General features: G+C 52.9%; 4 protein-coding genes and 1 riboswitch. Of the genes, 2 read left to right on the forward strand and 2 right to left on the reverse strand.

The window, feature by feature from the left end; all coding sequences use genetic code 11:
• Positions 1–59: 59 nt before the first annotated feature.
• The gene (locus HRU10_00665; protein ID NRA25745.1) at positions 60–737 is read right to left on the reverse strand and encodes a gamma-glutamyl-gamma-aminobutyrate hydrolase family protein; all 678 of its coding nucleotides are present in this window, start codon (positions 735–737) and stop codon (positions 60–62) included.
• A 426-nt stretch (positions 738–1163) separates the two neighbouring features.
• Here HRU10_00665 and HRU10_00670 point away from each other — a divergent pair, with 426 nt between their 5' ends.
• Positions 1164–3392 (forward strand): cyclic nucleotide-binding domain-containing protein, encoded by a 2229-nt coding sequence (locus HRU10_00670; GenBank protein ID NRA25746.1) that lies wholly within the window; start codon positions 1164–1166, stop codon positions 3390–3392.
• A 15-nt stretch (positions 3393–3407) separates the two neighbouring features.
• On the opposite strand, the gene HRU10_00675 is transcribed toward HRU10_00670, so the two are convergent.
• Positions 3408–5474, reverse strand: a complete 2067-nt coding sequence (locus HRU10_00675; GenBank protein ID NRA25747.1) for a TonB-dependent receptor — start codon at positions 5472–5474, stop codon at positions 3408–3410.
• A 56-nt stretch (positions 5475–5530) separates the two neighbouring features.
• Positions 5531–5652, reverse strand: a riboswitch (TPP riboswitch).
• A 236-nt stretch (positions 5653–5888) separates the two neighbouring features.
• Between HRU10_00675 and HRU10_00680 the strand changes: the two genes are divergently transcribed.
• Entirely contained in the window at positions 5889–6317 is a 429-nt protein-coding gene (locus tag HRU10_00680; GenBank protein NRA25748.1) for a hypothetical protein, read from the forward strand.
• Positions 6318–6454 lie beyond the last annotated feature (137 nt).

Below are 6454 nucleotides of genomic sequence, written 5' to 3' on the forward strand. Positions count from 1 at the left end.
CGTGATAGGGGTATCAACTCGCATTCTACATTACAATCTGAGCCGAATTTGGAAAGAACCTAAAGGTGCTGGGAAAACCAACTTCTGAGGATAGAGCGGCCATCGCGGTTTTCTTCATCATAGTCCTCTGGATGAAATTGAAACCCAACTATCGGCAGTGATGTATGCTGGAGGCCTTGAATTTCGCAGGCACCGCTGCGCGCGATTTGATGAAATGCTTTGGGGAGTGTTTTAACTTCCCAGTAGTGATGTTGGAATACGCGACTTTTGGCGGAGATGAGCGCACTTTTATGTGCGGGAGTTATCGAGCAAAACCCTGTTTCACGCGCTGCAGAATCAGGTATGACCGGATCGCGATGCTGATGTCGGGTCGGATCGGACTTTCCCATCGGGCCGAGTTTTGATCCAAAAGTTTGGGCCATCAATTGAAAGCTACCACAGATGGTGAGCGTAGGTAACTGAGGTTGCAAAAACCACTTCCGAATCGGCTCTAGATCTATTTCGGGATATGCATCGAGCTCGGTGTTATGGCCGGAGAAAACGACGGCTCGCGCATGCTTGAAATGACTCTGTTTTGAGAAGGCAGAAAAGGACGGATAGCGGACAATGTGACAGGGTAGCTGGGTGAGTTCTTCAAATCGGTATTTGGTGCGCAAGCGGCGGTGCGCGACCGATTCCCAAACCACAGGATGTTTCTCAGGAAAATCGACGTGCTCGAGATCGACGAAGACTATCATTCCCATCGTTGCTGTAGCGTATTAGATAGATTGCAATGCTTGCTTCTCTTTGAGGTCACTGAGGCCTGCAAGATAAGGATCTTTGATGATTAAAAGTCATTCCATATTTCGCTAGCTTCATGTTCTCAAAGTCCTCTTTCATAAATAGTTACAGATTCTAAGTTTCTATTTAAGCATTACTTGGATATTGACGAAATTAGTTTGTTTTGCTTTTAGTATTTCATCGTCTCAAAGAGCTTCTTGCTCCCACGAAAGGGACCTGGACCAGACTGGAGGCGTCCTTGAATGATTCTTCTGAAGCTTTGTGTCGAAGCTTGGAAGCGCTGAACAGCTGCGAAAGCGGATATCCGTCGAGTAGCACACTGGTTGGTGACCATTCTTCATCTATTTCCGATTTGGGTCTATCCTTTGTCGGCTTAGCTTGAAATGAAGACGCTTTTATCCTCCTTCCAATCGACTTTTCTGACGCCGAGTTGTGCTTTAGTTGAGACATCGCGTGGAGGCATCCTCGTGGGGTGCATCAGTGAGGCGGTCAAGTATATGGATCGCGCAGGGCTAAGTTATCAACCGCTACGAGCTATTGTCTTGTCCGATACAACGCAGGTGCAGGGTATATCTAATTGGGCTTTTGAATTTCCGATTTATAAATCTCTCTTTGTGGATCGAAGTTTAGATGAGGGGCGCAAGCTCTCCGTCATAGGATCGAAAAAACAACTTCGGCGGGCGCGTGCTGTCATGTCGGTGACTTTAATGGGACCAAGCAAGCAGCTCTATAAGCGCTGGTCTCGGATGTATCCTGGAACCTCTGGACGTTTTCAGATGCTTTACAAAGCAAGCCGAACATTTCTCTCCGAAAAGGCTGATGGCACATCGATGGAGTTGGATGATCTGGTAGAGTTTATCCCATACACGCAGATGCGTCGCGTTGATTTGGGCGATCTATCGGTCGAGCATGTGGGTAAAGATTGGTTTCGTATCAGCGATGTAGAGAGAGGCGAGCTGGAGGATGTAAGGCTTTCTTTTGATCAAATTCCAGAGCCACCGTTCTCGCTCGATGCTTTGAAACAGCGGGATTTACAGAAACCGGAGTTTGGACTGTCAGTTCTGAGTAATGGAAATGGATTCGATGCTCGGAGCGGCTGTACGTCATTTGTCATCTGGATTGAGGGAGCGCCCTATCTTTGGGATGCTGGACCCTTTACGACACAATGCCTCCACGCTCATGGTCTGACGGTGAAGGACCTCGCTGGGGTCATTATTACTCATGTTCACGATGATCACGCCTCGATTGTAGAACTGCTCTCGATGGGTGAGCGCATCCGTCTTTTTGCCACTGTAGAGGTCTATGAAAGTCTGCTCATAAAATATGCCGCGGTCTTAGATCGCGATTTAGAGGATCCTCAAGAGCGGCGTGAGCTGGAGCAGTTTATGGATTTCGTTGCGGTGGAGCCTGGGGTGGAAATGCGCTTGGGTGCAGCGCGTTTTACGGCCCACCACACCCTCCATTCCATTCCCACAATTGGGGGCAAATTTGAAATGGGGGTGGGCGTCGACCCTGTCACCCTGCTTATCACGGGTGACCATGCCAGTGCTCGGCGTGTCCGCGAGGTAAGTATGACAGGTGGGTTACCTGGATCCTGGCTCAATCACTTGGAAACGATGGTCCAGGGAGACGAGGATTTGGTCATCTATGACGGAGGAGCAGATTCCGCGGGTATCCATGGTGACCCGATGGAGCCGGAACTACGCAATCTCTCGGCGGCGATGGGAGAACGGCTGCAATTCGGACATCGCTGTGGAGCTGTTTTACCGGATGGTCGAGAGATACCTGTTGCGGGTATGGGGAGCGAATTCGTGCTTATCGAAGGTGAAACAGTTCGCGAGGATTACTCAGCGCTCGTTTCGGCCTTTGGGATGTTTGGCTTTGTTGATGAGGTCGCTCTAGATCGACTCTGGGGAGAAGCGGAAGTCGTCGATTTTCAAGCGGATAAGGTGATATGCGAACAGGGCGCTCAGGCTGATTACGCTTATATCGTTTCCGGTGGTCAGATCGTGGTCGAGGGGCTTGAGGTAACCAACCCAATCATTCTGACTCGGGGCTGTATCTGTGGCGAGATGGCCGCTTTGACCGGAGCGCCGCGCAATGCGAGTCTGCATACCTTGAGTGCATCTCGTTTGATACGCATCTCTGTCGAAGTCTTTCAGCGATTTGTCATTGAAAACAGCCTACTTGAACGCTTCGAAAAACTTTGGGCACACCGCGACGTGGTCATACAGGTCAAAGGCTTTCGCGAGCTGCCGTTAGAAATCATTCATATTGTCACGAGGAATCTCCAGAGGATCGATCTAGATCGTGGTGAGGCCGTCATTAAGCAAGGCGATGCAACCGATGAGGCCTACATGATTGCTTCGGGAACACTCAAGGTGGACCGCGACGGCCATGTTGTAGCGACCTTGCGCGCAGGGGACCTCTTCGGGGAGAAGGCCGCTTTGACCGAAGGGCGTTCACCCCGAACCGCTACGATCCGAGCTCACACACCGTGCACCTTGCTGAGGTTTGAAGGCGGCGTGATACGCGAGCTGAATCGGCGTTATTTCGTGGTGAACCATATTCTTCGGCTTTTGTTGCGTGAGCGTAATCTCCTCAAAGACTAGATCTGCTCGGAGTTACTACCAATCTAAGCGAGCGGATACACCGATTTGTCGTGGATCTGCGGCCGAGATATAACGCTGAGCTTCGAAGCCGATGTCTGGGTCGTTGCCGAAGAAGAAGACGCGTTCTTCATACTCGGTATCGAAGAGGTTTTTGACCCAGAGGCTGACGCGCAGGCTGCTGAACGCGTAGCCGATGCTCCCATTAACGACGGTGAAACTACTGAGTTTGGCATCGTGGCTGTTCGATTGAAAATAGTCGCTGCGACCCGACCAGATCACGTTACCGAACCAGCTTTCATCGCCAGAAGCGTAAGCCAAACCGGTGCTGAAGGTATAGCGTGGGGTGGCCGCCAATTCACGACCACCGGCGCTGAGCCCATTTGCGAGGGTGAAGGTATCGAGTTCAGAGTCCAAAATCCCTGCAGTTGCTGTGAGCGTCCAGGCGTCAGTGATGGCCCAGCGTAGATCCGTTTCGAGTCCAGATATGTGCGCAGAATCACCGTTATCTGTGAAGAAGCGGAAGCTGCCGCCAAAGCCTGCGGAATCGCGCACTTGTGGAGTATCACGGTCGAGGTAAAACGCCGTCAGAGCAGCTGAGATGTGCCCATCTTCGCTAAAGGCCCGGACACCTACCTCGTAATTCCACAGAGTCTCGGTTTCGTAGGTGAGTGGGTCGTCGGCCTCCAAGAACGGATAGATATTTACGCCTCCTGCCTTATAACCGCGCGTTGTCGAAGCGAAGAGTCGGAGTGTGTCAGAAACTGCGTGCTGGATGGAGATCTTTCCGCCCCATAGCGTGTCTGAAAAGTCTTCGCTGGTGCGGAACTGAGTTTCGGTATCGAGAGAATAGTGTTCGGCGCGCAGACCCAAGGTGATTTCTGTTCGTTCTGAGAGCTGATGGCTGCCCTGTGCGTAGATAGAAACTGTTTGGGCATCGTAGACGGTATCAAAGCTACTTTCCGGTGTGAAGAGGTCGCGATAACTGCCGGTGGTGTCTTCGCTCAGGTCTTGGAAAAAGACTCCGAATGTCCAGCGATCGATCCACCCGAGAGCATCTTCTTGATCGATGGAGTCGAAACGCAGCTCTTGGCTGATGACCGCGCGCTCGCGATCCAATCGGCTGAAACCGCCATATGAGGCGTCCGTCCAATCGGCATCGTAGCTGTAGAGAGAATCGGTGCTCGTTCCACTGGTTATCGTGGTGAGGGCAACATCATTCCAGCCTGTGAATGAGCCGCGCAGGCTACCTCCCCAGGTTTCTTGATCGTCTTCGCCTGGTTCATCGCTGAAAGTGTTACTCCCGTTATTATCGAGTGCAAAAGAGTCGTAGCCGTTGTTGGCGTTTGCATAGAGCAGAGTCGCATCCCATTGCCAGTTGTCGTTGGGACTCCAACCCAATTTCAGGCGTGCTGTTGTTTCTTCGATGCCATTGGTATCGTTTTCACCGAGGGTGAGGTTGTCCCGGAAGCCGTTGGCAGTTTCCTGTTGAATCGCAAGGCGAATGCCGAGGCTTTCGCTGACGTCTCCGCCTGTTGCGACGGAGAATCGTAGTAGGCTATCTTCGGCGATCGTGGTTTCGGCATAGCTATTCCATGCACCACCCGGCGCTGCAGAGCGGAGATAGATAAGCCCAGCAGCGGCGTTAGCTCCAAAGGCACCTGCTTGAGGGCCGCGGAGCACTTCGATTTGTTCCATGTCAAGAAAACTAGCGACGCCCGCCAGGCCGGTAAGGTCGATATCATCCACTAGAAATCGTACGGTGGAGTCAGGCGTTTCTCCTTCAAATTGACTATTCTCACCAATGCCCCGGATTTGTAAATAACGTGGGCGTGCTGTGCCACCTGACCACGTCAAGTTCGGTATCTGGGCGATGGCATCCTCGAAGTGAGTCAGGGTTGCCTGTTCCAGTGTGGCAGTGTCCAGGACTGTCACACTCGCGGCGGTCTGGCTGATCGGAGTTTTCCAGAGGTCGCCTTCAACCACGAGGGTTTCGAGCATTGGTGCTGAAGCATCCTGAGCGGAGCCTGCTGTGCAGGTTAAAGCTCCATAGAGGAGGCTTATAGGTAGTGTATAGGATCTCATGTTGACGTGTGTTGGGTCTTTCAGAGATCCGGCGATGAGGCGCGGCAATGATGATGGAATCTGGCGAATCCTTTCCCTACGCCGGTATCAACCGGATCAGGTTCTAAGGGATCACGCTTGTCTCGTTTCCGAGAGGAACGCGTCTCAGACCCATACCAGGTCACCCCTAAGGACAGCCTGGAAGACAGATGAGAATCCGCTCGGTGTCAATGGATACCTCCGCAGGTCGGTTTTATTGGGTGTGACCAGAAGTGCGGGGAGTCATGCGGCCTCTTTGAGCCATTCTTGACTTTCGATGTAGGTGGCGCGTTGGGCCCGGGCTGAGATTAAGGCATCTGCGTTTGTTGTAAGCCAAGCCATGCCAGGGCCTTTAAAGGAAAAGCCATCGCACTCACCATCGACGACGCCCACCTCATGCCCCCACAGCACCTGCGCAAACTCCGACTCCTCCTAGAAGAAAGCCCCGGTAACTACGGCATCCTCCTCTTCGCCCAGATCGAACTCCTCGCCACCCTCGCACTCGCCGTCAACGCAGACCTCCACAGCCGCACCACCTACTCCGCACTCCTGCACCCCCTCACCCCCGAAGACATCCAAACCTTCATCCTCCGCGAACTCGACACCGCAGGCCTCGCCCACAGCCGCATCGACCCCGCAGCCCTCCACCTCATCGCCCACAGCTCAGGCGGCATCCTACGCCACGCCGTCCACCTCACCACATCCAGCCTCATCCAAGCTGTCCGCACCGCCAAAACCACCGTCACCACACAACACGTCAACACCGCCCTCATGCAACCGCACTGGCGCGACCACGACTACTGGATCACACAAAATGATGACTAAACACACCCTCCCCACAGAGCGCATCCTTGGCCAAATACACCAACGCCTCTATACCCATGAACAGAATCCAAAACGATTCCACCAAGACCGACGGATGCTCCTCTACGCAATCACATGGCCGGCCACATGGCTCGAAC

It is taken from the genome of Opitutales bacterium (assembly GCA_013215165.1).
Taxonomy (GTDB): domain Bacteria; phylum Verrucomicrobiota; class Verrucomicrobiia; order Opitutales; family JABSRG01; genus JABSRG01.

What these genes read in the sequence shown, in the direction of transcription:
- HRU10_00665 (NRA25745.1), bottom strand. Translation starts at nt 737, where the DNA reads ATGATAGTCTTCGTCGATCTCGAGCACGTCGATTTTCCTGAGAAACAT.
- HRU10_00670 (NRA25746.1), top strand. Translation starts at nt 1,164, where the DNA reads ATGAAGACGCTTTTATCCTCCTTCCAATCGACTTTTCTGACGCCGAGT.
- HRU10_00675 (NRA25747.1), bottom strand. Translation starts at nt 5,474, where the DNA reads ATGAGATCCTATACACTACCTATAAGCCTCCTCTATGGAGCTTTAACC.
- HRU10_00680 (NRA25748.1), top strand. Translation starts at nt 5,889, where the DNA reads ATGCCCCCACAGCACCTGCGCAAACTCCGACTCCTCCTAGAAGAAAGC.